This window comes from Priestia sp. HNGD-A6 (assembly GCF_045784335.1).
GTDB classification, from domain to species: domain Bacteria; phylum Bacillota; class Bacilli; order Bacillales; family Bacillaceae_H; genus Priestia; species Priestia zanthoxyli.
Genome location: NZ_CP138621.1, coordinates 5,042,826 through 5,068,336 on the forward strand (window position 1 = coordinate 5,042,826; position 25,511 = coordinate 5,068,336).

The window sequence follows — 25,511 nt, forward strand, 5'->3', positions numbered from 1 at the left end:
TAGATGCTAATTAGGCTTTTAATTACATGGCTTTTAGCTTGTTTTTTTGCATCAACCGAACCCGTTACTCTTTTTAGTTTGCTTTTTTAAGTTTGAGAGCTGTTTTAGGAGCAGGGCTTTTTTTAACAATATACAAACCGCTAAAAATAATAAGTCCTCCAAGCAGCTGCATGGAATTGATGGTTTCTCCAATGGCTACAGCAGCAAAGACAACGGCGAACAAAGGAATAACATACATGTAAACCATTACTTTTGTAGACCCAATTTTTCCAATTCCTACATACCACATTACCAGCCCGTACACCGTCACGAACAAAACAGAGTATGCCAAAGAGCTCCAGCTGCCTATATCTGTTGGCCAGATAAGCGTTTGATAGGTGAAAAGACAGTAGACAGTAAGAGGAATAGCTCCGATCAAAGCAGACCAGGCAGTCACGCGCAAAGCAGAATATTTTACGACTAAAGGTTTTGCTAAAATCGGGTACCAGCCCCACGCAACGGCCGCTACAATCCCCATGATATTTCCGAACCATGCAAGCTGCGACAGCGCATGACTAGAGTGACCAAACAGCAGTACAAACGCAGCACCGAAAAAAGCAAGCACAGAGCCTAGCTGTGTTTTTAACGAAAAAGCTTCATGCTTATATAAGATAGCTAAGATTCCTGTGAAAATAGGAGACATCGAAATAAGTAAAGAAGCATTTGTAGCTGTCGTATATTTAACAGATACCATAAACAGCGTTTGATAGAGTGTAACGCCTACTATGCTGACCGCTATTAAACGTCCCCAGTCTTTCTTTTCGATCCGAATGCCTCGCTCTACGATTCCTGTAATAAGTAAAAGAATAGGAGCAACCATTATAAAACGCAGCGCGCTAAATTGGATAGAAGACATATGAGCAACTCCAAATTTTCCGATTGTATAATTGGCTCCCCAAATTAACGCAACGGATAATAATATCCATTCCAGCCAGCCTTTTTTCATGTCATCACCTCGGGTAAATATATAAATTAAATAAGTGCGGATATCCTTAGTTACAAAGTATACAGGAAGAAATTATGTAAAAGGCCAGCCAATTCAGGTATTTTTATCTCATCCACTTGTTTATAATACAAACAAAAACGCAGCTGCAATGGCTGCGTTCATGACTGTTATCCACATTGTTCTATCTCATCTAATCGCACAAGTTCGACTTTAAAAGCATGATCAATCGGTCGAATTTCACAGTACCCTGAATCATATACGTGAATCAGTACAAAGCGTTTTCCTTTATATAGCACTTCTTTGTAGGCTGTCACGAGATACACCCTTTCTTTTCATAAGTTTGTTTTTCATTCTATGAACAAAAAACGACGTAATTGCCTAATATAAAAAGAATTTTTAAGGTTGATAAAATTGCTTGGCAAAACAAGTTCGCTTATACTGTACTGTGATTCTATTTACGTATAGGTTCTGATTAAGAACAGCTTTAGCATATGGATAACGAAACAAAACAGTAGTACATAAGGAGCAGCACATGGATATTAACTATTTATATACATTTAAAGAAGTAGCGAAGTGGGGGAGCTATACACGAACGGGCGAGGAATTAGGGTATGCTCAGTCAAGCGTTACCACTCATATAAAAAAATTAGAGGATCATTACGGTCAAAAACTATTTGAACGAACAGGACAAAAAATGAAGCTGACTCAGCCTGGTGAAGAATTGCTTTATTATGTGAATCAAGTAACCGAGTTATTAAATGAAGCAAAAGAGCGCCTTACTACGAATGAAGATGCTAGAGGAACAGTTTCAATAGGAACTGTGGAGTCGCTGGCCGCTTATTTTATTACACCGTATATTCGTGAATTAAAAAAGCAGCACCCTTCTCTAAAGATTATGCTAGAAGCGGGTTTATGTCCAAATTTAACACAAGGGATTATTGACGGAAAGTATGACGTAGCCGTTTTGCTTGATTGCCTTCAAACCTCTTCAAGTTTAGAAGTGATTCCTATTCGAAAAGAAAACATGGTTATGATTGCTTCGCCTTCGCATTTTTTTAGTGAAAAAAACAACGTTGTAATGGAAGAGTTTGAAGGTGAAACCATCATTTTAACCGAGAGCGGCTGCCCTTATCGTACGCTTTTAGAAGAGATGATGCGCAGCAGGGGTATTCATATGCAATCGGTGATTTCATTTAGCAGTCTTGAAGCAATTAAACAGTGCGTAGCGGATAATTTAGGTATTGCTCTTGTGCCAGAAATAGCGGTAAAACAAGAGATTGAAAATGGAAAACTGATTAAAATCCCGTTTGACCATGAAGAATTTTATCTTTATTCACAGCTCATATTCAAAAAGAAAAAATGGCTGACGGCACCCATTCAACACTTCATTTCACTTGTACAAGAAGGTTATCAAAAATATTGATAATAGATATAGAGAATCTTCAATAATGATGAAGCTGCTTTCGTGATACACTTTTTACAAGAAAAGAAAACTAGAGGTGTAGAACATGAATATATTTTTGCAGCACAATCCTACCAAATTATACTTTGGAAAAAATCAAATTACGAAGCTATCGCAAGAGCTTGCTTCTTATCATAAACAAGTAAACGTTCTGTTAGTATACGGAGGAGGAAGCATCAAACAAAATGGCGTATACGACGAAGTGAAAGCTGAACTTCAGTCTATTAACGCAGTTGTTCACGAGCTGTCTGGTGTAGAACCGAACCCTCGTTTGACTACGGTAGCTAAAGGCGTTGACATATGTAAAAAAGAAAACATTGATTTTCTCTTAGCCGTTGGGGGAGGAAGCGTGATCGATTGTACAAAAGCTATCGCAGCTGGAGCCGTGTATGAAGGAAATACATGGGACTTAATTACACGTAAAGTAGACATTACAGGTGCTCTTCCTTTTGGAACGGTCTTAACACTTGCGGCAACAGGATCTGAAATGAATTCAACTTCTGTTATTACAAATTGGGAAACAAAAGAAAAGCTAGGTTGGACGTCTTCTCATGTATTTCCCGTCTTTTCTATCTTAGATCCGGCGTACACGTTTTCAGTGCCGCGCGACCAAACAGTCTATGGAATTGTTGATAGTATGTCCCATGCGCTTGAACACTATTTTCACCGCACAGAAAATACGCCGATGATCGACGGCTTTATTGAATCATTGCTAAGAACAGCTGTACAAGAAGGTCCTAAGCTTCTTACAAACCTGACTTCTTATCAGTATCGCGAAACAATGATGTATATCAGCACGACGGCTTTTAACGGAAGCTTAGCAAACGGAACGGACGGGGGAGACTGGGCTACTCATCGTATTGAACATGCTCTGTCGGCCGTGTATGATATTCCCCACGGAGGCGGCCTTGCTATCTTGTTCCCTAATTGGCTGGAGCATGTGCTAAAAGAAGATCCTTCTCGTGTAAAACAACTGGCTGTAAACGTATTTGGCATCAACCCAGAAGGAAAAAGCGATGAAGAAACAGCAATGGAAGGTGCAAAAGCGCTTCGCACTTTCTGGAATGACTTAGGAGCCCCGAACAGCTTGCGTGACTATGATATTGATGACTCTGAATTTGATGCGATTGTTGAAAAGACCTTTGTAAAACCAGGTGTTGGTACTTATAAAGAGCTTGATTATGCAAGCGTTCGAGATATTCTAGAAAGATCCAAATAAAAAGACGAGCTGCCTGCTCGTCTTTTTTATATGTACTTAATAATCCATTAGAAGATAAAGAAAGAGAAAAAAGCACAGCAAGATGCAGCCTGCTCCTACCGTTATTTCGGAAAAGCCTTGAATAAACGTATTTTTGGGAATGCCTCCTTCATTTTGTAGCTGAAATACGCGTTTGCTTTTGCGCTCATGAACGATTACCAACGAACCAAAAGCAACCGATAATAATGTAAAGAGCGGCACCACAATTAAAAACAGCTTAATAGAATACGCCCAGTACGATATATAGAGCGTATAATACATTGCTCCAGTACTTAAGGCAAAGAGTAGTAAAGAAAATAAAAACCACTTCGTAAAACGGTTTTTGCTCATGTATGGTTCACTTCCTTTTATCAAGTGCGTCTTATGATGTAGACAATAAAACACGTCTATCATTTTACCAAAACTTTTTGGTACATTCTATTTTAGCGGAAAAATAGGGTTTGCAAGTTTCTTAAAAGTGGTATAGTTCCTAAGAACTATCCGTGTATACATACAAAAAACTGATGATAAATGAGGGAGAAGATGAGCTATGGGATGCGACGCGTGTCTGCCAATTAGGACAGGATATACGGTTTCTTTTCAGCAATCAAGGGATGCAAAGAAATTGGAAAAATACTTTAAAGATATTTCTCAAAACCAATGGAAGACTCTTGGAGAAGATATGATCTGGATGAGGGAAGATATCTTTTGGGATTTTATGGATTATGTTCATCAGCATCTAGACCCTCGGCATGTGTGGGCTGTAGAAGCCAAGCAGCGGAGCCCGTTTGAAAACCTGCGGCGTATGGAGCCAATCACCGCTTTCCAAAAAATGAAAGATGCCTTGTGGATTGATGAGCTGATTGAAGACAAGCGAATTTGCTCGTATTATCAGCCGATTGTATCGGTTGATAATGAACGCGTGCATATCGTTGGCCACGAAATTTTATCAAGAGGATTAGAAGAAAACGGAAGTATTATACCTCCTTTTAAAATGTTTGAAGCTGCTCAAATAAGAAATAAAACCTTCGCTCTTGACCGAGCCTGCCGCTTAGAAGCTGTAAAAAATGCTAGTATTATTGATCATCAGCTGATTTTTATTAACTTTATTCCTACAGCAATATATAACCCTGAGCATTGCTTAGCATCTACATTTACATTAATTAAAGAATTGAATATAAAGCCCGAGCAAATTGTGTTTGAAGTGATTGAAACGGAGGATGTTCAAGATATTGAGCATTTGAAAAACATTTTGAATTATTATCGCTCCCACGGATTTAAATATGCTTTAGATGACGTAGGAGTTGGCTATAATACGCTGAATCGGCTTTTAGAAGTGGAGCCTGACGTCGTGAAATTGGCATTTGAATTCACAAACGGAGTCAGTAAGAATGAGAAACAGAAAAAAGTGGCCCAAGAGATGTTAGCTATCACCCATAAAATGGGGGCGCAGGCTCTTGCAGAAGGTGTAGAAACAGAAGAAGATTTAAAATGCCTGATAGAGATGGGTTATGATTTGTTTCAAGGGTATTATTTTGCAAAGCCTAATCCTAAACCTTTAAAAGAGATTCATTCTATTTACGTTTAGCAGCCAAAAGCAGAAGAACAGAAACTTCTGCTTTTTGTATGAACGAAAGTAAGAATACTCAAAAAATAAACAATTCACTTTCATTTTGCTAAATAGTTTACAGAGAAAGGGAAGTGCTATAAGATGATAAATATTAATTCTTAGTATTTCTATCAGAAAAGGAGTGGATGATTTGGCACAAACGTTGCACTCATCATATAAATCAAAGCCAACTACTGTTGTAACAGAATTAAGCCCTATGCAAAAGCCGTTATTTGCAGGAGGGGTTATAGCAGCGGTTATTTTACTTCTAGCGATTGTGCTAACGACTGATTGGAAGCAAGGTGTGTTATTTATTATCGGTCTAGCACTAGGAATGACGCTTCTGTACGCACGTTTTGGCTTTACATCAGCATTTCGCCGACTCGTATCTGTCGGCAACGTTCAAGGCTTGCAAGCGCATATGCTTATGCTAGCGATTGCGTCAACGCTGTTTGCTATTATTTTAAGTACAGGCTTTAGCTTTACAGGGGTAACGCCAAAAGGATATGTTTCACCTGTAGGAGTCAGCGTGATAGTTGGTTCGTTTATGTTTGGAATTGGCATGCAGCTAGGAAATGGATGTGCCTCAGGAACGCTGTATTCGTTAGGCGGTGGCTCTTCTTCCATGATTTTAACGCTTTTAGCCTTTATTGTAGGCTCTATGTTCGGGGCGTATCATTTGCCATTTTGGCAAAAACAACCTTCGCTTCCTCCTATTTCATTAGCTGAATCGACAGGCCTTGGTTATTTTGGTGCTTGGATTGTACAGCTTATCGCGTTTGCAGCGATTTACTGGATTACGATTCAAATTGCCAAAAAGAAAAATCCGCCTATGATGAAGCAGCTTCCTACGACAAAAGGGTGGAAAAAGATCATTCGCGGCTCTTGGCCTCTATTCACTGCAGCGATTGTACTGGCTGTATTAAATGCATTAACGCTGGCTGTGAGAGGAAATCCTTGGGGTATTACTTCTGCCTTTGCTTTATGGGGCGGAAAAGCAATGATGGCAGCTGGAATAGATGTATCAAGCTGGGGATTTTTCCAAGGTGCAAATGGAGAAGCGCTAACGCAAAGTGTGCTAGCAGACTCTACCAGCGTATTGAATTTTGGGATCATACTAGGCGCTTTCATTTCAGCGACGGCTCAAGGAACGTTCAAACCAGGAAAGATTAAACCTGGCGTTGCAGGAGCAGCTGTTGTTGGAGGCCTTTTAATGGGATATGGTGCGCGTCTTGCTTTTGGCTGTAATATTGGCGCTTACTTTGGCGGCATTGCTTCATTTAGTCTTCATGGATGGGTATGGATGGTTATGGCGATGCTAGGCACAGGCTTAGCACTATTTATCCGCCCGTTATTTGGACTCAAAAATCCTAAATCTAATGATTCGATTTGTTAAGTTTAAATAAAACCTTCTTTGCATGAGCAAAGGAGGTTTTTATTTTAGGTGACGTTTGGAATCGCTCTGCTATTTTGTGAATCACTTGAAGTTTAGTACAGCTCATCAGTTTTCTCCGCAGCGTTTGCGCTACTTTTCTCTTAGCTAAAATCTCTTGTTCTAACCCAAAAAGAATATAAAAACTTCCTTTTTTTATAAAAATTTCACTTATTTTGCCGATAAAACAGGAGAATTGTATGTATTTGGCGAAATAAGCAGTAAACACCAAGTCCAGACACAGTTATTAAAACGTAAAAAGGGGTTTTAACGTTACATGAACAAGTATTTAAAAAAAGCTGTTATTTATGGAAGTTTGTGTTTTTTATTGGGAGCGTGCGGAGGAGCAGGAGAACAAACCTCTTCTGAGCCGCAGAAAAAAGAAGAAACAGTAAAGTCTAAAGAAGAAGCGAGTAAAAAAGAGAAAAAAGACGCAATTAATACAACCATTAAAGTTAGCGCAGCAGGAGATTTTACCTTAGGAAACGATGAAAGCTTTGGGTACGATTCTACTTTTAACGACGTAGCAGCAAGAAATGGCCTGCCGTATTTTACGCAAAATGTAAAATCGATCTTTGAGCAAGATGACTTAACAACGGTTAATTTAGAAACAACGCTGACAACTGCGACGGAAAAAGCAAGTAAAACATTTCGTTTTAAAGGTGATCCTTCGTTTGTAAATATTTTAAAACAAGGAAGTATTGAAACCGTTAACTTGGCTAATAATCATACGCATGATTATTTACAGCAAGGATATGATGATACACGAGAAAACTTAAAGAAAAGCGGAATAGGCTATTTTGGCTATGAAGATACATATATTACAACGGTAAAGGGAGTCAAAGTAGGATTGCTTGGATATCCGGGCTGGGATGACACAAAAGAAGTAAGAAGTCAGATTAAAGACGGAATTAAGTCTTTAAAAGAAAAAGGCGCTAAAATTATTATTGTGCATTTCCACTGGGGATCTGAACGACACTATGTTCCTGATACAGCGCAGCAGGCACTGGCGAAGTATACAATTGATAACGGAGCAGATTTGATTTTAGGTCATCACCCTCACGTTGTTCAAGGAATTGAAGAATACAAAAATAAATTTATTGTCTATAGCTTAGGAAACTTTATGTTTGGCGGAAACAAAAATCCAAGTGATAAGGATACATTTGTATTTCAGCAGACGTTTACGATTAAAGATGGAAAGCTAACGACAAACAAAGACATCAATGTGATTCCATTCCGCATTTCTTCCACAACGGCGCGAAACGACTACCGACCTACGCCTTTAACAGGAGCAGAAAAGGACCGGGTAAAAAATAAACTGATTGATGTTTCCAATCAAATCAAACAGGAAAAGTGGACGGTCTACGATGAAGATAGTAAATGAAGCTCTCAGCACTGAGAGCTTTTTTTTATAAAATAAAGCAGAAATAACTAAAAAAATGATATAATGTAAAAAAATAGATAAAAGGTGGAACTATGGTTAATATAGGTGATATTATTTTTCAAATTCTTATGCTGCTGATCCTGATAGGAATAGCAGGAGTAATAATTGCATTTATTATAGGCTTAAAAAGGTTGATTCAAAAGCAGGGGGCAAATGAAAAAAGGCTTCAGAGAATGGAGCAAAAATTAGATGATATGCTGAAAAATAAAGAGTCATGACTATACAGAAGCACTGTTAACACATCAGTGCTTCTAAACTTGACATTTTATAAAAAAGCAGTAAGATATGTATACATCGTTTATATAGGGAGGAAGTTACATGGCAAAGTCAAAAGCAAAAAAAATGCGTGATAAAATGACGCGTGAAGGAAAACGAAATCCAGAATTAAACCGCAGCCTGTTTATATTTGCAGACATGGAAACGCGCAAAACCAAAACAAAGAAGGAAAAACTTCAGCATCAGCACACAAAACATAAAAAACGATTATCAGACGGAGCGTACAGTACCGGAGATGATCGTTTTTTTATTGCGTTTCATACATCTACAAAATGAAAAAAGAGCTTTTTGACTATCTATCTTCACTTTGCCTCAAACATTTTTACTGTAAACTTTCACAAAAAACCCTTATGATAGGAAAAGAAGGAGATGAACTAAGAATGCTTACGATTGAAAAAGTACCTAAAAGCCAAGCGGGCGTTTTGCAAAATTTGTATTCTCTTTATCTCCATGATTTATCTGCGTATACACCTTCTTTAGATATTCGCGAAGATGGAGCTTTTCATTTTGAAGAGCTGCCCTTGTTTTGGAAAGTAGAAGGCCTCTCGCCATACTTTATTAAAGTAGATGATAAGCTGACGGGCTTTTTTTTACTTCTTGAACAGCCCGCACTTCAGCAAGAAGCAGATTACTGCATCAATGATTTTTTTATCTTAAACAAATACCGAAAGCAGGGCATTGCTTCTGAAACGGTAAAAGACATTTTCTCTCATCGAAAAGGAACGTATATGATTATTGAGCTTGCAGGCAATAAGCGGGCTATTTCATTTTGGAAACATATTTATGAAAGCTTACATATTTCCTTTCAAGAAAAGAAAATTGAACTTGACGGAGAGCCAACTCTTATTCAAACGTTTAGTGTGTAAAACCTTTCTGGAAAACAGAAGGGTTTTTTATTTAAACTAAATATTAACAATTTTCAACAAATTATGTATAATTAAAGATGCTTGTCGACATTTATTCACAGGAGTATTCCTGTAAAGGAGGAGTAAAATGAAAGCGTTATCTAATTTTTTTACGGCGCTTGTGCAGCGTTTTTTACCTGATCCGTTTGTATTTGCTTTAATCCTGACGCTGATTTTATTTGTATCAGGTATTGTTTTTACTCCTCACGGGCCGATTGAAATGGTTCAGTTTTGGGGAAGCGGCTTTTGGAACCTTCTTGCATTTGCGATGCAAATGAGCTTAGTGCTTGTCACAGGACATGCGCTTGCCAGCTCGCCGCTTGTAAAGAAGTGGCTTGTAAACATAGCACTGTTAGCCAAAACTCCGGCGCAAGGGGTTATTCTGGTCACGCTAGGCGCAGCCATGGCTTGTATGATTAACTGGGGGTTTGGCTTAATTGTAGGTGCGCTGTTTGCGAAAGAAGTAGCGAAACGCGTGCCGGGATCTGATTATCGGTTTTTAATTGCCTGTGCTTACATAGGGTTTTTAACATGGCACGGAGGCTTGTCAGGTTCGATTCCTCTTGTCGCTGCTACACCTGGAAACCCAATGGAAAAAACGGCTGGACTTATTCCGCTGTCAGACACGATTTTTACAGGCTACAACTTATCTATTACCCTCGGATTATTAATTGTCCTTCCTATTATGACAAGACTGATGATGCCGACGGGAAAAGAAGTGGTAGAAATCGATCCAAGACTATTGGCAGAAGATGAAATGGCGCCGGCTACAGTTGTTGAGACAACTTCTTCTAAGCCAACATTTGCTGTACGCATGGAGAACAGTAGGTTTTTAAGTCTAACAATTGCACTTCTTGGGTATTCATATTTAATTTATTATTTTGCTACAAACGGTTTTAAAATGGATATCAACACAGTGAATTTATTGTTTTTTACGACGGGTATTTTACTTCACCGCACGCCTTTATCCTATATGAATGCCGTTTCCAATGCTGCGAAAGGAACCGCTGGGATTGTGATTCAGTTTCCATTCTACGCAGGTATTCAAGGCATGATGGAGCTATCAGGCTTAGGCGGGAAGCTAACGAACGCATTTATCTCGATTTCAAATGAAACGACATTTCCGTTTCTTGCGTTTTTAAGTTCTGGCGTTGTGAACTTTTTTGTTCCGTCAGGAGGAGGACACTGGGTTGTACAAGGACCTTTTATTATGCCGGCAGCTGAACAGCTCGGCGTAGATCCGGGAGTCGCTGCGATGGCCATTGCTTACGGAGAAGCATGGATGAATATGGCGCAGCCGTTTTGGGCACTACCTGCACTAGCTATCGCAGGGCTCGGAGCACGCGATATAATGGGCTACTGCGTGACGACCTTAATTGTATCAGGCTTTATTTTTGCTATAGGACTAACGTTTTTTTAATACGAAAAGGTCAGCTGAAAAGCTGACCTTTTTTCATTACTTTTTTCTTTCCCAAGCGTATCTATCTACTTTATAAACCAACTTCGCGCGCACTCCAGTCCCAAAATTCTTCTGCAAGCCGTTCATTTTTTGCTCTTGAAGAAGGAGGAGTCACGCGTTTTTTATAAAAATAAGCGCCGCTAATATGCGTCACTTCAGGACTGTCTGCTAAATAAATAGCTGTTTCGGCACCTTGAAGAGGCGTTAAAAAGAAAGGGCGAAGCACGGCGTGAACGCTTTTTCCAAAACCCGTTTGACGATTAACGCCGATAGCGGTAGACACGGCTCCGGGGTGAAGGCAATTTACGGTTACAGAGGTGTCTTTTAACTTTTTACTTAAATGAACCGTAAATAAGTTATTTGCTAATTTAGACTGAGAGTATCCTCGCCATATTCCGAATCCCGTTGTTAAATGAGGGTTGGTGAGGTCTATTTTTCCCGCTTTATGAGCACCGGAGCCAACGTTTATAATGCGTCCCTGTTGAGCTTTTTTCAGCGGATCTAAAAGTAAATTAGTTAATAAAAAGTGACCCAAATGATTGACACCAAGCATCATTTCAAATCCGTCTTGTGTTGTTTCCCGCTTAATTGTCACGACGCCCGCGTTATTAATCAGCACATCAAGTACACTGTAGCGAGACGTAAAGTCTTCACTGAAAGCCCGGATACTGTCAAGAGAACCTAGGTCACAGGTCATAAGAGATATGGAATCCGATCCGCTTTGGCGTTTCGCTTCTTCTAAAGCGGCATTTCCTCTTTCTTCATTTCGGCATACCATAATGACTTCGAATCCTTTTTTGGCTAGTTCAATCGTTGTGGCCAGGCCCATTCCTGAATTGGCACCTGTAATTAGCGCTCGTTTTGCTGTCATGCGTATGTTCCTCCCAACTACATCTTTTTTCTAGTGTATAAGATAAGAAGATATGTCGTCCACTTCTAGCTTTTTCTTTTATTTCTTTCATGCTTTAGAAAAGTATGTAAAATGTGCACAGGGGAGAAAATGTTGCACAAAGGTCAATATTTTACACCCTACTCGTCAATTAAAGCGGTTTCATAAATAGCGGATTTCGCTAAAATAAGACATAGGGAGGTGCTAGTAAGATGAATAGCCAAAGTAAATTACAGGAGACAGAATATGTTCCTTTAAAGCAAGAACTTAAAAGAGAACCATCCATTAATACGAAAAAACGTAAAAATTTGAAAAATGTAGGTTTATTTGCTCTATTTGTAGGGCCCGCACTTTTAGCGTTTTGTGTGATTGTACTTATACCATTTTTTACAGGGATTTATTACTCATTTACAGACTGGAACGGAGTAAACGGCACGATTAACTGGGTGGGACTTGATAACTTCAAGTACTTGTTCACCGAAGATAAGCAGTTTCAGCAGTCGTTTTGGATCACAACAAAATATACGGTCGTTGCGATTATCTTAACGAATGTGGTTGGGTTCGTGTTAGCAATCCTTGTAACTCAAATGTTAAAAACACGAAACATTTTACGTACGGTTTTCTTTATGCCGAATTTAATTGGCGGACTTTTACTAGGATTTGTATGGCAGTTCATTTTCGTAAAAGGATTTGCATCTATCGGACAAATCACGGGAATCTCACTTTTTGAACTTCCTTGGTTGGGAGACGCAAAAACAGCATTTTGGGGCATCGTGATTGTAAGTGTATGGCAAGGAGCAGGTTATATCATGCTTATTTACACAGCAGCACTGCAAAACGTACCGCAAGAGCTTATTGAAGCAGCAAAAATTGACGGAGCAAGCAGATGGCAAATTCTTCGTCACATTACAATTCCAATGGTAGCGCCGGCAGTAACGGTTTGTTTATTCTTAACGATTTCATGGTCATTTAAAGTATTTGATGTCAACTTATCATTAACAAACGGTGGTCCATTCAAATCAACAGAAATGTTAGCGCTTAACATTTATACAGAAGCATTTGTGAATAACAGATACGGTCTAGGTGAAGCAAAAGCCTTAATTTTCTTCATCGTCGTAGCAGCGATTACGATTATTCAAGTAACATACACGAAGAAGAAGGAGGTTGAATCGTAATGGGAAACAAATATACGAGCAAAACCTTTATTGTTGAAATTTTAGCGGTCCTGCTTGGACTGGTGTTCTTGGTTCCCTTTTATTACGTGCTTTCAAACTCACTGAAGTCATTTGCAGAAATTTTATCAAACACATCGGCACTGCCAACAACGATTCAGTTTCAAAACTTTGTTAATGCATTTAACCAAATGAACTACTTAAAAGTGCTTAGCAACTCGCTAATCATTACAGTCATCAGTAACGCAGTTCTAGTCATCTTCTGTTCAATGGCAGCTTACATGCTGGTTCGAACAAAGAAAAAAATCAGCAGCATTATCTTTATGGCATTCGTAGCGGCAATGGTTATTCCATTTCAATCCATCATGATTCCACTTGTAAAAGTAGCAGGAAACTTAAATCTGTTAAACAGCATTTGGGGTATTGTGATCATGTACTTAGGCTTCGGTTCAGGTATGACGATTTTCTTATACCACGGATTTATTAAAGGAATTCCAGTTGAGCTAGAAGAAGCGGCAATCATCGACGGATGCTCACGTCTAGGCGTATTTTGGAGAATTGTGTTCCCATTATTAAAGCCAATTACAGTAACTGTCGTCATCTTAAACAGCCTATGGATTTGGAATGACTTCTTACTTCCGTCTCTTGTTTTGCAAGATCCTGAGCTAAGAACGATTCCGCTTGCGACATTCTTCTTCTTTGGTCAGTATACAAAGCAGTGGGATTTAGCACTAGCAGCACTTGTAATCAGTATTATCCCGCTATTAATCTTCTTCTTTGCAATGCAAAAACACATTGTTAAAGGAATTACAAGCGGTTCAATTAAATAATAGAAGCGGCAACAGGGCTGGTTTTGAGGCTGAGGCATCAAAACCAGCAGCAAATAGGGAGGAACAGAAAATGGCATTCAAAATGAAAAAATGGCCTTTAGCAGTAGGTGTTTTATCGGCTACGCTGTTATTTTCAACCGCATGTTCAAACGAAAGCGCATCTGGTAATAAAAAAAGCGGCGGAGATCAAGTAGTAGTAGATGTATTTCAAGGAAAAGTAGAAATTGCAGACCAGCTAAAAGCTCTAACTGATCAATATACAAAAGAACATCCAAATGTGAAGTTCAATATCCAAACGGTTGGTGGAGGAGCTGACGGTGCAGCAGCTTTAAAAGCGCAGTTTGCGTCGGGCAATGCACCTGACCTTTTCACAAACGGCGGATATCAAGAGGCAAAAACGTGGAAAAATAAATTAGAAGATTTATCGGATCAGCCTTGGATTGATGACGTGTACGAAAACACACTTACTCCAATGACGATGGACGGTAAAGTATATGGACAGCCGATCAGCCTTGAAGGCTATGGATTTACATATAACAAAAAACTGTTCAAAAAAGCAGGCATCAAAGAACTTCCAAAAACATATTCGGAATTAGAAGCAGCGGCTAAAAAGCTAAAAGCTGCCGGTATTACGCCATTTTCTATCGGCTACGGCGAGTGGTGGGTGCTTGGAAACCACGGCTTAAACATTCCATTTGCCAGTCAAAAAGATCCGGATGCATTTATTAAAGGATTAAATGACGGCAGTACGAAAATTGCAGGAAACGAGCAGTTCAAACAGTATGTAAAGCTGCTTGATTTAACAGTGAAATATGGAAACAAAAATCCGTTAACGACGGACTATAACACGCAAGTAACGAAATTTGCGAACGGTGAAGCAGCGATGATTCAGCAAGGAAACTGGATTCAGCCAATGCTTGATAAAATTACGCCGAACATGGATGTAGGGATTCTACCTATGCCGCTAAGCGACGATGCAGCTGCATCTGACAAGCTTGCAATCGACGTTCCAAGCAACTGGGTTATTCACAAACAAGCACCAGCGGCAGATAAAAAAGCAGCAAAAGACTTCTTAAACTGGATGGTTACATCTAAAGAAGGTCAAAAAGCGCTAGTAGAAGACTTCAAGTACATTCCAGCCTTTAAGTCAATTGAAGCAAAAGACATCGGACCTTTAGGTGAAGAACTTCTTAAATATTCTAAGGAGCAAAAAACGCTTCCTTGGGAATGGACAAAATTCCCTGAAGGCGTAACGCAAAAATTTGGAGCAGATGTACAAGAATACATCGGCGGCCAAACATCTGAAGATGAGCTATTAAAATCATTAGATAAAAGATGGGCTGAGTTGAAGTAATGGAAAAGACAACCTTTGGGTTGTCTTTTTTTGCAATCAAAAGCCTAATACTTCTAGGTTTCTATCTTTATGGTAGAATTAATTGTGCATAAAAGGTTATATATTCCTATTCGGATAGAACAGTGGAAATTTTATAATGGATACACTTCCTATATAGAAACTAGAGGTGTTGTTTATGAAAATATGGAAATTAAGTACAAGTTTAGAAAGTGAGCAAATAGCCGCTGCTAACAAGGAAGATGACGAAACACTATTTAAAAATCTGCTGCAGCAAGGAGAGTATCTACATAGTAAAACAAATCTTCCAGTTGAAACATATGAAAAAGGAGAGTTAAATAACCTTTTAACTTATAAAGGTTTTGCAACTCCTCCAATTATCGATGGATATGCTGTTCAGAGCTTAGAAAAACTAATTTCTGAGTTTGTAGAATTTGTCCCTCTTACTCACCCTGAATACAAGTGCTACGCTGTTAATATTGTTAATGTGATAAACGAATGTGTGAACTATTCAGAATCAATACCTGATGATTTTGGAGGATTTGACAAGCTATCCTTTATAGAGGATAAGGTAAAGAGACAGCCAATTTTTCGAATAAAGTATACCGAACATAGTCTAGGAGATTTTCCTATCATCTCTCCAGAAATTTATGTTTCTGATGCATTTCGAGAGGTAGTGTTTGAGAACGGGCTAACCGGTTTTACTTTCTATGAAGTATGGTCATCACAAGAAGAAGAAGCATCAGTTGAAGAGTTAAATCCATTTGTTCGGGAATCGCTCGATGAGGATGTGGAAGCTCACTTACAAGCATATTATGGGCCGATTATCCGCCGTGTCGAAGCAGAATCAGCTGAGGTGACAGAGGCAGGTTTTTATGAAATGGCTCCTACAGAATCAGTGCCGTTTTATACGGTCGCAACACATGGTTATAGTACGCTTCGCCTGCCGACACCCCCTGGATTAGACAGCGCGTACGTTGAACTGGTGATGCATGCAGATCAAGATCCGTTTGAAGATAAAAGTTACAGCTGGATTCCACAAGTCATGCATCAAGTAGGAAGCTTTGCAGTAAACCATATGAATTGGATTGGTCAGTGGATGGTATTTCCAAATCAAGAGCTGGATCGCTACGTGGATATCTATGAACGAACGTTAACAGGTGAAAAAGTGAAGCTGCCATTACAGGTTCAACCGTATTCACCAGAAAGCGGCTTTTGTGGTGTTATGGTCGTGCCGCCTCTGCCGCAGTGCCAAGAGGCATTTATGATGCCGTATCTTGAAAACGGAAAAGAAACCCACGAAGAGTGGCCAGTCTATTTCCATACGCTTCTCCCTTTGTACGAAGAAGAAATGGAGTACTATTTCCCGCATGGACAAGAAGCGTTGCTAGAAAAGATGATGGGAAATGGCATCGAACACTTATTTAACTTACATAGACCTAATACGTTTAAGGAAAAAAGAAAAGGCTTTTTCGGCAGATTTAATAAGTGATAAATAAAAAGAGGCTGGGAAAAAAGTATGTTAGACGAAGTGAAAAACGAACCATTTATCAACCATGTTGATGAGTGGTTCGTTTTTTTGTTAGGGTAAACGTAGGTTTCACCTGTTTAGATTCTTCTAGCCGTTGATTGGAGGGCAAGACGAAGACTCCTGCGGGAAAAGCGGAACAGATGAGACCCCGCAGGAGCGTAAGCGACGAGGAGGCTCAGCGTCCGCCCGCGGAAAGCGAAGTCTTGCACGGAAATCAACGGCGGTGTCTCAAGCGGTTCAGCTCATGTCTCTCATTTGTTCGTCTTTAGATTGGATTCAACTCGTTATGTCCTAGCCTATTTTTATTTTGCTTCTTCTTACAAAAAGGGAGAAAGCGCGCTCTTTCCTGTGTGATTACTTAACTTCTTGGCCAAAGCATAACCGCTACGCCAATCAGACACACAAGTCCGCCAATCCAATCGTATGTATCGGGCATTTTTTTATCAACCCACCATGCCCAAAACAGGCTTAAAACAATAAAAATACCGCCGTAAGCTGCATATACACGTCCAAAGTCGGGGAACGACTGCCACGTAGCAATGACGCCGTATAGCACCAAAGCAATACCGCCCAGAAGTCCTAACCAGCTTGATGCTCCTTCGCGCAGCCACTGCCAAATCAAATAGCCTCCGCCAATTTCAGCAAGACCTGCTAAGATAAAAAGAAAAATCGCTTTAATCATAACCTATACTCCTTATATCATCATTTCGTCTCTTTATTCTATCTTACTTTTTTCGTTTGATGAACCATTCGTTTGCTTTAAATAAGTGCACTGGAAAGCATTCCTTTATCAATTTGTCTTCAAACCTGCTAAACTATTAATAGTATGAGTTTATGTGACTGTTTGTACGAGTGCAAAGAGCTAAGTAATGACTGCTCCTCAGAGTACTTTTACAGGTAGACGTTAGCAGGAAATTGACTAATTAAAAGAATAAGACGTTTAACAGTATAAAAAAGTAAAAAGAATGCAGATATAGGGGTTTGGTAAAATGAGTTTAGATCATAAAGTGATACGCATTGAACTGCCTACGCCATTTCCAATTGGACCAGTGAATGTGTTTTTATTAAAAGCAGACAAGGTAACGTTAATTGATGCAGGTATGAAAACCAAAGAAGCGTGGAGCGTTTTTGAAGAGGCGCTTCGTAAAGAAGGATATAAAGTAACGGATATTGAACAAGTTATTCTGACTCATCAGCATCCGGATCACACTGGATTTTTAGAATGGCTGCCGAGTGATATACCTGTTTACGGTCATAAGCTTGTGGAGCCTTGGATTTACCAAGATGAAGAGTTTGTTCAGCAGCATAATGAGCTATATCGTAATTTCCTTATGGAGTTTGGAGTCAGTGATGATGTAATGGAAGAATGGCTTGGTAAAGCAACGGCTGCGATTCAAGTTTATTCACCTAAAGGGCAGAAGCTAACCGGGTATTTAAAAGAAGGCGATACACTTCCGTATGCGAGTGAGTGGGAAGTAATTGAAGCGCCGGGACATTCGTTAAGTCAGCTGATGTTTTACAATCGAAAAGAAAAAGTCGCGTTTGGCGGAGATCATATTTTGCCAAAAGTACCGTCAAACCCGTATTTAGAGCCAACCATTCAAAATCCTAAGCCAACGCCGCTACTGGACTACTTAGCGTCTCTAGAAAAAACGTTGAACTACGACATTGATTTGATCTATAGCGGACATGGTGAACCGCTTAGTGACATTCATTCTTTAATTATGGAACGCATTCAAAAGCAGCATAAATGGGCGCTGCGCGTGTTACAAGCGATGGGGGAAGGAAAGAAAACAACGCTTGAAGTCAGCGCTGCATTTTTCCCGGATATGTATCAAAAAGCACCTGACTTTATTTTCTCAGAAGTGTATGGCCAGCTTACGTATCTTGAAAAAGAAGGCTACGTGGAATTAACAAAAAATAAAGACGGCGTCTTACTGTGGGAAGCTGCACGCGTACTTGCTCCTCAGTCATAACATAAAAAAACCAGCTTCCATAAAGAAGCTGGTTTCTTTTGCTTATAGTGAATGCAAGCGCTCAATGCGTTTTTCAAGCGGCGGATGAGTAGAAAATAAGCGTGAGAATTTTTCTTTACCGCTAATTTTAAAAGCGGCAATTGATTTTTGACGGTCATCTACTAATGAAGTAGTATGACGAAGCGATTCTAACGCATAAATCATTTTTTCCTTGCCGCCGAGTTTAGCTGCAAGCTCATCAGCTTTGAATTCACGTCTTCTTGAATGCCAGAAAATAATTGGGCTGCTTAAAATACTAAAGAGAATCTCAAATACAATCGATGTAAGGAAATAAACAACCATCGCAAACTCTTCTCGCACAAAGTTTGACACCGCTTTGGCTACTAAACGAGAGAAGAAAATAACGAATGTATTTAATACTCCTTGCAGAAGCGTAGTTGTGACCATATCACCGCTTTTAATATGCGCTATTTCGTGAGCGATAACGCCGCTGATCGCATCGCGGTCCATTCGTTCAAGCATTCCGCTTGAAACGGCAACAAGCGAGCGTCTTTTACTTGGACCTGTTGCAAAAGCATTAACTTCCGCCGAGTGATAAATTCCGACCTGAGGCATTTTTCTTAATCCTGCCACAGATGCAAGTCGGTGAGTTTCTTCTAAAACAAATCGTTCATATTCACCTTGAGGGGAACGTTCATCAATAACTTGAACACCCATCATCCACTTTGCCATCACGCGTGACATCATAAGAGAAATAATCGCGCCGCTGAAGCCGGCAATGACGCTAAATGCCAGCAGGCCGCCGTAACCGCCGCTTCCCATATAGCTTTGAACACCTAATAAAGATGTAATCGTTGTGATTGTAATTAATACTAGAATATTAACGAAAATAAACAGTGAAATTCGTTTTAGCACAAGTCTTCCTCCTTTAACTAATACGTGCATGATAGGTATACGGTTAGTTGAGAGGAAAGGTTTCATTTATTTATTCAAAGTTATTAAAAAGATTACTATGTTAAGTGGTTTAATAAAAAAAGTAAATAAATGGTTGATACTTTACCATAAATAGGTTATTATGAATGATATAAAGCTATCTTGTCTTGCAAGGTAGCTTTACTTTAAAAATGTATCTTGTATAACAAGATAGTGAAAAGGAAGAAATCGATATGTCTTTGAGAAGTCAATTGTTAAAAGGAATTTTAGAAGGGTGTATCTTATCAATCATTCAAAAAGAAACGGTTTATGGCTATGAGCTATCCCAGAAGCTTCAACAATATGGATTAAATGATGTGAGTGAAGGTTCGATTTACCCCATTTTACTACGTCTTCAAAAGGAGGGATTAATAAAGGGAGAAATGAAAGCATCGCCTTCGGGTCCTAAACGAAAGTACTATCATCTTACGGCATCTGGCGAGAGCGCATTATGTGAAATCCAAGAGGAATGGATCAACATTCAAAACCCTGTAAATAAATTGTTGAATAGGAGTTTTTACGATGAACGCTAAGGAGTTAATTAAATTAAATAATAAGAAGCGAAAAGAGCTGACCAAGGAAAATGAAGAGTACTATGATAATATGCTTGTTTACATTCGAACGAGTGTGTCAGTTTCTGAACAGCAGGCTGAAGAGTTATTGATGGAGCTTTTAGATCACCTTATTGACGCACAAGCGGAAGGGAAGCGTGCTGAAGAGGTGTTTGGAGAGAACCTTAAGACGTACTGTGATGAAATGATTAAACAGTTACCTAAAGAACCCTTAAAAAGCACTGCTTTTTTTATAAGCTTTTTATTGTTACAGCTAGCAAGCTTGATGGCTATAGTAAGCGGGATAGGAAATATCGTTGTACATTATGTTAAGGATAGCAGCCAGACTGTTTATATCGGAACAGCAATCGTCACTTTTGTTATTGTTGCAGCTATTATTTCTCTTGATGTTTTTCTGCTTTTAAAATGGATACAAAAATCTGTTTACAAAATTACGAATAAGATTAAGGACTTTTTTCTACTCTTTGTCTTAATTTTTATTTCTCTTGCAGGGATGGTTTTTTTACCAAAGCTTATTCCACCTTTTGGGTATGTAATAGAATTTGGAGGCTTCTTATATTTAGCTGCTGGTGCCGTAACACTCATCGTTTTAAGGTGGTTAAATAGTAAATATCAAATTACAAAATGAGATATAGGAAGCAGTAAAGTGTATTGTTTACTCTATAATCAAGAGCATTTTTAAAGAAATTTCATAATTTACGTCTACCTTGGGACAAGACGTACTAAAATAATAAAAAAGGTGTTCAACTCATGAACACCTTTTTGGCAACATCATTTAAAGATTACTAACTTTAGTACGCTTAAAAATTAACTTTAGGTTCTGTACCCAATTTAATTCGTTTGAAGTTTTTAATATGCTTCCATGTAATGAAAACAAAAATAACGGCTGCAAATACGATTAGTACAACATCACCTACATAAATTGATGCCAAAAAGGCAACCAATGCGCCAATAGGTGAAGATAAGGATACGTATTTAGAAATTTTGAGAGAAATTAAAAAAGCAAGAATCCCTAGAATGAAAGCTAATGGTGAAAATGCAAGGAATACACCAGCGGCAGTCGCTACAGATTTTCCTCCTTTAAACTTTGCAAAAACCGGATAGCTATGTCCAAGAATAGCAATAAATCCAGGGACAAGCATATGCAAGTGACTATTCATCATAAGCGGTAAACAGACGGCTAGCGAGCCTTTTGCTATATCGCCGATCAATACTATAATACCTGCTTTCTTTCCTAAAGTGCGAAAGGTATTAGTAGCTCCTAAGTTACCGCTTCCGTGCTTACGAACATCGGTTTTGTAAAACCCTTTTCCAATCACTAAAGCAAAAGGAATTGATCCAATTAAATAAGCTAATAAGATAATTATAGCGTTTGTTAGTACGTTCATTATTGGCACCTCAAATTGTGTTGTTAGTATTCATTAAAATATAAATGCGGTAAAAGCAGTTTTTTGTATGGCTAAAGGCTTCTAGTTTTTTCGGTGGAGTTTTTGTAAATTCCATTGGATTTCTAGTGGAACAACCTAATGCTTTTTAGTATGTTAAGATATTTTTGAACTTTTAAGCCTTGATACGTATTAGTATAGATTGAGATGTCTATTATGAATATGTAAAAAGAAGAAAAGAGAAGAAACGAAAAGGCAAAAACAAAAAAACTTGTAATACAATTTTAAAAATATAACATAAATATTTAAAGGTTAAAAGATATTTTGGGTATATTGTAGTAGAAAAAAGCGTTTTGATCATTTTTTTATGAAAAACAAGACAAAAAAATTAACAAATCCAAAAAAATATAATAAAATGTAAAACAGTGTTTCGAAATATTAACTTCTTAAAATTGAAAGGGGTTCTGCACTTGTTGTGGACAGATATCAAAGAACGAGAAGTAGTTATGTACAAAAACTGCCAGGCGAAAATTTTAGAAAAAAAAGGGCCGAATAAAATAGTCGTTCGAAATCTAGAATTCCCGGAAAAAGGCGATTGGATATCAGCCGAGCTTGATTTTGAGGCTGTTGAAAAATTTGAGAAGAGTCGAGAACACTAATACAAAAAACATTTTATAATACTTCTATTTATCATATAAGAAAAAGCCGAGCTTACATTTTGAGTTCGGCTTCTTTGTTGATGTTTACTTCATTCTCTCGACGAAGAGCTCCTCGTTATTACATGTAAAACAAAGCCTTTTCCTCTCATTCATTTTCCACTACTAGACTAGTCCTGTATAAAAACGTATCTTTATATGGGACTATCGATTTATTTTTAGTACACGTATTTTTTCCACTTTTTTCATATACAACCGTTCAGAAACAAAACCTCTGTGCATACATTGAAGACAAAGGGGGAGGATACATTGGGAAAAACAAGTCGTATATTGAAATGGGTCAGCGGAGGATTAGAGGCTCTTTGGGGGATTCCAATTCTAGGCGGGACCTTGGTTATTGGCCTAGCCTACACGCCGCTTATTTTAATGCTCGCATTGCATATTGTAGGTTTAGTATTTGCGATTAAAACAAACAAAGTTCGGACAGGGCATATCATGGGAATTGTCTGTTCTGCTATTGCGTGGATTCCAATTGTCGGCATGATCATGCATATCTTAACGGCTATTTTTTTACTGATAGAAGCAGCCAAAGATAATGAACCATCTGAAGACGCAGCATAAAAGAAGAGCCGCCTGATTTTTAGGTGGTTTTTTTATATTTCCAAATAAAGACTGGTAGGCTCTTTTGCTTTGAAAAATCCTTTTTATGTTAGAATATTAGAAGTATTTTCTAAAAAAGGGGGTAAACACAATAGACAAAGCAAATCAAAAGAACAAAAGATTTCTTGCCGTAGGATTTATATTAGTCGCTCTTGTAAGTTTTATATTTCTACTATGGAGTATAGGCTGGGTAATTCCAAATGCAATGAGTGCCAGCGGCTATAAAGGTAAAGAAACGTTTATTGATTTAAATGTGTTTAACGGAAACAAAGCAGAATTTGAAAGATACTAGTTTACTAGAAAGGTAAGAGATGGAGGAAAAAATAATGCCTACTTATAACAAGCTAGTGCGAGATAAAATTCCAACAATGATTGAGCAAAGTGGAAACACCTTCAAATCACGCGTGCTGCAGCGAGAGGAGTATCAAAATGAGCTGAAGGAAAAGGCAAAAGAAGAGCTTCAAGAATACATAGAAGCCCAAACCCATCAAGATGCTATTGAAGAACTCGCAGATTTACTGGAAGTGATGCACGCGCTAGCAGCTGTGCACGGGGCAACGCCGGAACAGCTGGAGAAAGTGCGTGAGGAGAAGGCGGAGGAGCGCGGGAAGTTTGATGATCGGATTTATTTAGTTGAGGTAGAATAAATTATTTTAGTAAAAGGAAAAATGAAGATGATTTTGTCATTTGTTCAAGAATCTACTACATTTCAGGACTGATTTTAATTATTTGGTACTGCATTACAGAGATTACAGGTAATTTAAGTTAAAATAAAACAATTTTATTCCAGATATTATTATATCTATGCTATAATCAATAAGAGAATAATGAGGTATAATTACCTAAAAAAGGAAAATTTAAGATTACTTTTTACCTATTTTGTCTTTTAATGGATAGCTTTTTTATTGTCGATTAGAAGCAATTTGGGCTGTTTTTATGCCATCAATTAATTATTGGAATTATGAGATTAGATAGTATCAGAATAATAAAAATGACAAAAGGAGAGAATGACTTTGAATAAAAATACATTTGTTGACTATTTAGATCAATTTAATGTTTTATCTCCTAATCACTCTAAAATATATGATGAATATACATACGATAAAGGTAAAGACTCGTATGTTTTTAAAATTGAAACCAAGGCAGAAACGTATCTTTGTAATTTATTTTTAAATAACCCTCAAAGCATTATATTAACAGGAAATGCAGGGGATGGAAAGACTAGGTTATGTCGTTCCGTTTATAATTATTTTCACCAAGATGGTTTAGTAGATTGGCCTGAATCAGGAATACTCGAGGTGGATTTTCCGCACGGGAAAATTAGAATGGTTAAAGATTTATCAGAACTGAAAGACGAAATTATCCTACAGGAGCTTAGTAGATTACAAGCAAGTATAAACGATAACCATGCAGATAAAATATACTATCTTATTGCTGCAAATGAAGGTAAGTTGACTAAGTTTTTATCCCAACATGAACATCTATCCTCGTTGAAAGTGGAAGTTAAAAGACGTTTTAAGACCCATTTAGAAAATAATTCTACTTTTAGTATTATCAATTTGTTAGATGTAACCTCATCATTATACGTTGAAAAAGTCTTAGATGAATGGAATAAAGAAAGTAACTGGTCGGTATGTGAAAGTTGTTCTAAGCAAAAAGCGTGTATTATAAACTTAAATCATAAAAGGTCCTCCAAAGATTTTGTGAAAAATAGATTGGTAGAACAATATAGGTTTCTTGACTATTTGGGCACCCACATAACTATGCGTGAAATGCTTATACATATTAGTTATATCCTTACCGGTGGTTTAACTTGTACAGATGTGTTGAATGCAGATTATGAAGCCTTAAAATACCAAATTGACAAACCATATTATGAGAATTTTTATGGGAATAATGCTGCCAATGAAGCTCTTTCAGATATGAGAGCAATAAAACTCTTTAAAGAATTAGATCCAGGAAGATATTCTGATTCTAATATAGATGACTTTATTTTAAATGGCGATATTAGTGGCAATGCCCAATTAGAAGCTTTACATGAGGATCTATTTAATTCGGATTTAGATTTATATCTAGGATACTTTAAGAAAAGATTAGATATTTATCGTAATCATAACAAAGAGAGTAATGATAACCTCATTGAAGAATGGATAGAAAGGTTAAGAAGAAAATTTTATTTCGAATTCCCTTCAGAAGAATTTTTTAATAGAACCAATTTAGTTCCCTTTAAATTTGTAAATATATTCGACGAGCTCTTTGGTGACCAAAGGAAGCAGGCGATAAGCAAAAGGGATTTAACTAGAGGTCTTAATCGGGCTTTTTCTAAGAGATTAGTAGATAGTAATAGAGAATTATTCTCTACTTCAGAAAATCTAATGATTCATTCAAGTATACCTATAAGTCAGATGAAAATAAGTGAAGAAAAACAAAGAGAGGATATTGATCACAGATCCTCTAGCTTTGAAATTACTGTGGGTAAAACTAAACTATTTTTAAATTTATATGTATTTGAATATCTCATGCGCTTAAGTAACGGCGATACTCATAATATTTTAAAGGAAGATGTGGAAATCCTTCTTGATACATTTCGTAACGAATTAATAAAAGAAACCGAAACAGACCCTTTTGTATTAAACATTCTAAGGCTAGATAAAGAAAACGGTTTGTATGTGCAAGATTGTATAGAAATTTTAGAATAAGGGTGAATA

General features: G+C 37.9%; 28 protein-coding genes. 21 read left to right on the forward strand and 7 right to left on the reverse strand.

Annotated elements, in window-relative coordinates; all coding sequences use genetic code 11:
* Window positions 1–73: 73 nt before the first annotated feature.
* Window positions 74–985 carry a DMT family transporter gene (locus SCI76_RS26240; protein ID WP_033579347.1) on the reverse strand — a complete coding sequence of 304 codons (912 nt, stop codon included), beginning with the start codon at window positions 983–985 and terminating at the stop codon, window positions 74–76.
* A gap of 167 nt (window positions 986–1,152) precedes the next feature.
* Window positions 1,153–1,299: a hypothetical protein gene (locus tag SCI76_RS26245; protein ID WP_013057506.1), complete on the reverse strand. Its 147-nt coding sequence runs from the start codon at window positions 1,297–1,299 to the stop codon at window positions 1,153–1,155.
* A gap of 218 nt (window positions 1,300–1,517) precedes the next feature.
* On the opposite strand from SCI76_RS26245, the gene SCI76_RS26250 reads away from it, so the two are divergent.
* On the forward strand, window positions 1,518–2,408 hold the full coding sequence (locus SCI76_RS26250) for a LysR family transcriptional regulator (RefSeq protein ID WP_048019086.1): 891 nt from the start codon (window positions 1,518–1,520) through the stop codon (window positions 2,406–2,408).
* A gap of 85 nt (window positions 2,409–2,493) precedes the next feature.
* Complete coding sequence (locus SCI76_RS26255; RefSeq protein ID WP_048019087.1) at window positions 2,494–3,666, forward strand: iron-containing alcohol dehydrogenase; 1,173 nt, start codon at window positions 2,494–2,496, stop codon at window positions 3,664–3,666.
* Window positions 3,667–3,702: 36 nt separating this feature from the next.
* Here SCI76_RS26255 and SCI76_RS26260 read toward each other — a convergent pair whose 3' ends face one another.
* Window positions 3,703–4,035, reverse strand: coding sequence for a hypothetical protein (locus SCI76_RS26260; protein ID WP_063247775.1), 333 nt, complete (start codon window positions 4,033–4,035; stop codon window positions 3,703–3,705).
* Between the two features lie 199 nt (window positions 4,036–4,234).
* Here SCI76_RS26260 and SCI76_RS26265 point away from each other — a divergent pair, with 199 nt between their 5' ends.
* The 7 genes from SCI76_RS26265 to SCI76_RS26295 all read left to right on the forward strand — a co-directional run bounded on the left by SCI76_RS26265 (window position 4,235) and on the right by SCI76_RS26295 (window position 10,770).
* Window positions 4,235–5,272, forward strand: coding sequence for an EAL domain-containing protein (locus SCI76_RS26265; protein WP_407544774.1), 1,038 nt, complete (start codon window positions 4,235–4,237; stop codon window positions 5,270–5,272).
* A gap of 172 nt (window positions 5,273–5,444) precedes the next feature.
* Window positions 5,445–6,689: a YeeE/YedE family protein gene (locus SCI76_RS26270; protein WP_063247777.1), complete on the forward strand. Its 1,245-nt coding sequence runs from the start codon at window positions 5,445–5,447 to the stop codon at window positions 6,687–6,689.
* 313 nt (window positions 6,690–7,002) lie between these two features.
* Window positions 7,003–8,109: a CapA family protein gene (locus SCI76_RS26275; protein ID WP_014459640.1), complete on the forward strand. Its 1,107-nt coding sequence runs from the start codon at window positions 7,003–7,005 to the stop codon at window positions 8,107–8,109.
* Between the two features lie 92 nt (window positions 8,110–8,201).
* On the forward strand, window positions 8,202–8,387 hold the full coding sequence (locus tag SCI76_RS26280; protein ID WP_013057499.1) for a DUF4083 family protein: 186 nt from the start codon (window positions 8,202–8,204) through the stop codon (window positions 8,385–8,387).
* A gap of 100 nt (window positions 8,388–8,487) precedes the next feature.
* Window positions 8,488–8,721 carry a hypothetical protein gene (locus SCI76_RS26285; protein ID WP_063247778.1) on the forward strand — a complete coding sequence of 78 codons (234 nt, stop codon included), beginning with the start codon at window positions 8,488–8,490 and terminating at the stop codon, window positions 8,719–8,721.
* A 104-nt stretch (window positions 8,722–8,825) separates the two neighbouring features.
* Window positions 8,826–9,311, forward strand: coding sequence for a GNAT family N-acetyltransferase (locus SCI76_RS26290; protein WP_028412945.1), 486 nt, complete (start codon window positions 8,826–8,828; stop codon window positions 9,309–9,311).
* A 127-nt stretch (window positions 9,312–9,438) separates the two neighbouring features.
* Entirely contained in the window at window positions 9,439–10,770 is a 1,332-nt protein-coding gene (locus SCI76_RS26295; RefSeq protein ID WP_407544778.1) for a TIGR00366 family protein, read from the forward strand.
* Between the two features lie 70 nt (window positions 10,771–10,840).
* Here the strand turns inward: SCI76_RS26295 and SCI76_RS26300 are convergent, their stop codons facing one another.
* Complete coding sequence (locus tag SCI76_RS26300; protein ID WP_063247779.1) at window positions 10,841–11,680, reverse strand: SDR family oxidoreductase; 840 nt, start codon at window positions 11,678–11,680, stop codon at window positions 10,841–10,843.
* A gap of 230 nt (window positions 11,681–11,910) precedes the next feature.
* Between SCI76_RS26300 and SCI76_RS26305 the strand changes: the two genes are divergently transcribed.
* The 5 genes from SCI76_RS26305 to SCI76_RS26325 all read left to right on the forward strand — a co-directional run bounded on the left by SCI76_RS26305 (window position 11,911) and on the right by SCI76_RS26325 (window position 16,877).
* Window positions 11,911–12,873, forward strand: a complete 963-nt coding sequence (locus SCI76_RS26305) for a carbohydrate ABC transporter permease (RefSeq protein WP_057244664.1) — start codon at window positions 11,911–11,913, stop codon at window positions 12,871–12,873.
* A complete protein-coding gene (locus tag SCI76_RS26310) occupies window positions 12,873–13,700 on the forward strand; it encodes a carbohydrate ABC transporter permease (RefSeq protein WP_013057493.1) in 828 nt (275 codons plus the stop codon). The genes SCI76_RS26305 and SCI76_RS26310 overlap by 1 nt, the downstream gene beginning before the upstream one ends.
* Before the next feature lie 70 nt (window positions 13,701–13,770).
* A complete protein-coding gene (locus tag SCI76_RS26315; RefSeq protein WP_221833006.1) occupies window positions 13,771–15,054 on the forward strand; it encodes an ABC transporter substrate-binding protein in 1,284 nt (427 codons plus the stop codon).
* A 175-nt stretch (window positions 15,055–15,229) separates the two neighbouring features.
* Window positions 15,230–16,543, forward strand: a complete 1,314-nt coding sequence (locus SCI76_RS26320) for a suppressor of fused domain protein (RefSeq protein WP_221833004.1) — start codon at window positions 15,230–15,232, stop codon at window positions 16,541–16,543.
* 133 nt (window positions 16,544–16,676) lie between these two features.
* Entirely contained in the window at window positions 16,677–16,877 is a 201-nt protein-coding gene (locus tag SCI76_RS26325; RefSeq protein ID WP_081213998.1) for a hypothetical protein, read from the forward strand.
* Between the two features lie 63 nt (window positions 16,878–16,940).
* Here the strand turns inward: SCI76_RS26325 and SCI76_RS26330 are convergent, their stop codons facing one another.
* Window positions 16,941–17,264 (reverse strand): YnfA family protein, encoded by a 324-nt coding sequence (locus tag SCI76_RS26330; protein WP_014459650.1) that lies wholly within the window; start codon window positions 17,262–17,264, stop codon window positions 16,941–16,943.
* Window positions 17,265–17,571: 307 nt separating this feature from the next.
* On the opposite strand from SCI76_RS26330, the gene SCI76_RS26335 reads away from it, so the two are divergent.
* A complete protein-coding gene (locus SCI76_RS26335) occupies window positions 17,572–18,558 on the forward strand; it encodes an MBL fold metallo-hydrolase (RefSeq protein ID WP_063247782.1) in 987 nt (328 codons plus the stop codon).
* A gap of 42 nt (window positions 18,559–18,600) precedes the next feature.
* Here SCI76_RS26335 and htpX read toward each other — a convergent pair whose 3' ends face one another.
* Window positions 18,601–19,473 carry a protease HtpX gene (htpX, locus tag SCI76_RS26340; RefSeq protein WP_063247783.1) on the reverse strand — a complete coding sequence of 291 codons (873 nt, stop codon included), beginning with the start codon at window positions 19,471–19,473 and terminating at the stop codon, window positions 18,601–18,603.
* Between the two features lie 251 nt (window positions 19,474–19,724).
* On the opposite strand from htpX, the gene SCI76_RS26345 reads away from it, so the two are divergent.
* Together SCI76_RS26345 and SCI76_RS26350 are read left to right on the forward strand one after the other, a co-directional pair.
* Window positions 19,725–20,063, forward strand: coding sequence for a PadR family transcriptional regulator (locus tag SCI76_RS26345; protein ID WP_028408974.1), 339 nt, complete (start codon window positions 19,725–19,727; stop codon window positions 20,061–20,063).
* Complete coding sequence (locus tag SCI76_RS26350; protein ID WP_028412952.1) at window positions 20,053–20,730, forward strand: DUF1129 family protein; 678 nt, start codon at window positions 20,053–20,055, stop codon at window positions 20,728–20,730. Before SCI76_RS26345 ends, SCI76_RS26350 begins: the two co-directional genes overlap by 11 nt.
* Window positions 20,731–20,902: 172 nt before the next feature.
* On the opposite strand, the gene plsY is transcribed toward SCI76_RS26350, so the two are convergent.
* The gene (gene plsY / locus SCI76_RS26355; RefSeq protein ID WP_063247784.1) at window positions 20,903–21,490 is read right to left on the reverse strand and encodes a glycerol-3-phosphate 1-O-acyltransferase PlsY; all 588 of its coding nucleotides are present in this window, start codon (window positions 21,488–21,490) and stop codon (window positions 20,903–20,905) included.
* Between the two features lie 467 nt (window positions 21,491–21,957).
* Here plsY and SCI76_RS26360 point away from each other — a divergent pair, with 467 nt between their 5' ends.
* The 4 genes from SCI76_RS26360 to SCI76_RS26375 all read left to right on the forward strand — a co-directional run bounded on the left by SCI76_RS26360 (window position 21,958) and on the right by SCI76_RS26375 (window position 25,502).
* Window positions 21,958–22,146 carry a hypothetical protein gene (locus tag SCI76_RS26360; RefSeq protein ID WP_016764545.1) on the forward strand — a complete coding sequence of 63 codons (189 nt, stop codon included), beginning with the start codon at window positions 21,958–21,960 and terminating at the stop codon, window positions 22,144–22,146.
* 306 nt (window positions 22,147–22,452) lie between these two features.
* Window positions 22,453–22,764: a hypothetical protein gene (locus SCI76_RS26365; protein WP_028412954.1), complete on the forward strand. Its 312-nt coding sequence runs from the start codon at window positions 22,453–22,455 to the stop codon at window positions 22,762–22,764.
* A gap of 365 nt (window positions 22,765–23,129) precedes the next feature.
* Window positions 23,130–23,450 (forward strand): phosphoribosyl-ATP pyrophosphohydrolase, encoded by a 321-nt coding sequence (locus SCI76_RS26370; RefSeq protein WP_407544783.1) that lies wholly within the window; start codon window positions 23,130–23,132, stop codon window positions 23,448–23,450.
* A gap of 366 nt (window positions 23,451–23,816) precedes the next feature.
* Window positions 23,817–25,502, forward strand: coding sequence for a hypothetical protein (locus tag SCI76_RS26375; RefSeq protein WP_221814561.1), 1,686 nt, complete (start codon window positions 23,817–23,819; stop codon window positions 25,500–25,502).
* Window positions 25,503–25,511: the final 9 nt, after the last annotated feature.

What these genes read in the sequence shown, in the direction of transcription:
- SCI76_RS26240 (WP_033579347.1), bottom strand. Translation starts at nt 985, where the DNA reads ATGAAAAAAGGCTGGCTGGAATGGATATTATTATCCGTTGCGTTAATT.
- SCI76_RS26250 (WP_048019086.1), top strand. Translation starts at nt 1,518, where the DNA reads ATGGATATTAACTATTTATATACATTTAAAGAAGTAGCGAAGTGGGGG.
- SCI76_RS26255 (WP_048019087.1), top strand. Translation starts at nt 2,494, where the DNA reads ATGAATATATTTTTGCAGCACAATCCTACCAAATTATACTTTGGAAAA.
- SCI76_RS26260 (WP_063247775.1), bottom strand. Translation starts at nt 4,035, where the DNA reads ATGAGCAAAAACCGTTTTACGAAGTGGTTTTTATTTTCTTTACTACTC.
- SCI76_RS26265 (WP_407544774.1), top strand. Translation starts at nt 4,235, where the DNA reads ATGGGATGCGACGCGTGTCTGCCAATTAGGACAGGATATACGGTTTCT.
- SCI76_RS26275 (WP_014459640.1), top strand. Translation starts at nt 7,003, where the DNA reads ATGAACAAGTATTTAAAAAAAGCTGTTATTTATGGAAGTTTGTGTTTT.
- SCI76_RS26280 (WP_013057499.1), top strand. Translation starts at nt 8,202, where the DNA reads ATGGTTAATATAGGTGATATTATTTTTCAAATTCTTATGCTGCTGATC.
- SCI76_RS26285 (WP_063247778.1), top strand. Translation starts at nt 8,488, where the DNA reads ATGGCAAAGTCAAAAGCAAAAAAAATGCGTGATAAAATGACGCGTGAA.
- SCI76_RS26290 (WP_028412945.1), top strand. Translation starts at nt 8,826, where the DNA reads ATGCTTACGATTGAAAAAGTACCTAAAAGCCAAGCGGGCGTTTTGCAA.
- SCI76_RS26295 (WP_407544778.1), top strand. Translation starts at nt 9,439, where the DNA reads ATGAAAGCGTTATCTAATTTTTTTACGGCGCTTGTGCAGCGTTTTTTA.
- SCI76_RS26300 (WP_063247779.1), bottom strand. Translation starts at nt 11,680, where the DNA reads ATGACAGCAAAACGAGCGCTAATTACAGGTGCCAATTCAGGAATGGGC.
- SCI76_RS26305 (WP_057244664.1), top strand. Translation starts at nt 11,911, where the DNA reads ATGAATAGCCAAAGTAAATTACAGGAGACAGAATATGTTCCTTTAAAG.
- SCI76_RS26310 (WP_013057493.1), top strand. Translation starts at nt 12,873, where the DNA reads ATGGGAAACAAATATACGAGCAAAACCTTTATTGTTGAAATTTTAGCG.
- SCI76_RS26315 (WP_221833006.1), top strand. Translation starts at nt 13,771, where the DNA reads ATGGCATTCAAAATGAAAAAATGGCCTTTAGCAGTAGGTGTTTTATCG.
- SCI76_RS26320 (WP_221833004.1), top strand. Translation starts at nt 15,230, where the DNA reads ATGAAAATATGGAAATTAAGTACAAGTTTAGAAAGTGAGCAAATAGCC.
- SCI76_RS26330 (WP_014459650.1), bottom strand. Translation starts at nt 17,264, where the DNA reads ATGATTAAAGCGATTTTTCTTTTTATCTTAGCAGGTCTTGCTGAAATT.
- SCI76_RS26335 (WP_063247782.1), top strand. Translation starts at nt 17,572, where the DNA reads ATGAGTTTAGATCATAAAGTGATACGCATTGAACTGCCTACGCCATTT.
- SCI76_RS26345 (WP_028408974.1), top strand. Translation starts at nt 19,725, where the DNA reads ATGTCTTTGAGAAGTCAATTGTTAAAAGGAATTTTAGAAGGGTGTATC.
- SCI76_RS26350 (WP_028412952.1), top strand. Translation starts at nt 20,053, where the DNA reads ATGAACGCTAAGGAGTTAATTAAATTAAATAATAAGAAGCGAAAAGAG.
- plsY (WP_063247784.1), bottom strand. Translation starts at nt 21,490, where the DNA reads ATGAACGTACTAACAAACGCTATAATTATCTTATTAGCTTATTTAATT.
- SCI76_RS26370 (WP_407544783.1), top strand. Translation starts at nt 23,130, where the DNA reads ATGCCTACTTATAACAAGCTAGTGCGAGATAAAATTCCAACAATGATT.